Origin of the sequence: Streptomyces hesseae (genome assembly GCF_031845785.1) — a bacterium.
GTDB lineage: Bacteria > Actinomycetota > Actinomycetes > Streptomycetales > Streptomycetaceae > Streptomyces > Streptomyces hesseae.
The window spans coordinates 1-450 of the sequence record NZ_JAVRFI010000076.1; the positions used below are offsets into that span (position 1 = coordinate 1).

1 protein-coding gene is annotated in these 450 nt (G+C 72.4%); it reads left to right on the forward strand.

Going from position 1 to position 450, the window contains the following annotated elements; all coding sequences use genetic code 11:
• A partial coding sequence (locus tag RM609_RS34265; RefSeq protein ID WP_311616594.1) for an AAA family ATPase occupies positions 1–450 on the forward strand: 450 nt, incomplete at both ends.

The following is a 450-nucleotide window of genomic DNA, read 5'->3' on the forward strand; positions in this document are numbered from 1 at the left end:
GTCGAGAAGGCCCACCCCGACGTCTTCGACGTGCTGCTGCAGGTGCTCGACGACGGCCGGCTCACCGACGGCCAGGGCCGCACGGTCGACTTCCGCAACACCATCCTGGTGCTGACGTCGAACCTGGGCTCGCAGGTCATCGCCGACCAGTCGATCCCCGCCGACGCCAAGCGCCGGGCCGTCGACGAGGTGGTGCGGGCGCACTTCAAGCCCGAGTTCCTCAACCGCCTCGACGACGTGGTGGTGTTCCGGCCGCTGGGGACCGACGAGCTCACCGGCATCGTCGACATCCAGGTCGCCGTCCTCGCCCGCCGCCTGGCGGCGCGCCGACTGGGCCTGCAGGTGTCCGACGCCGCCCGCGAGTGGCTGGCGATGAACGGGTTCGACCCGGTCTACGGCGCCCGGCCGCTGCGCCGGCTCGTGCAGTCCGCCATCGGCGACCAGCTGGCC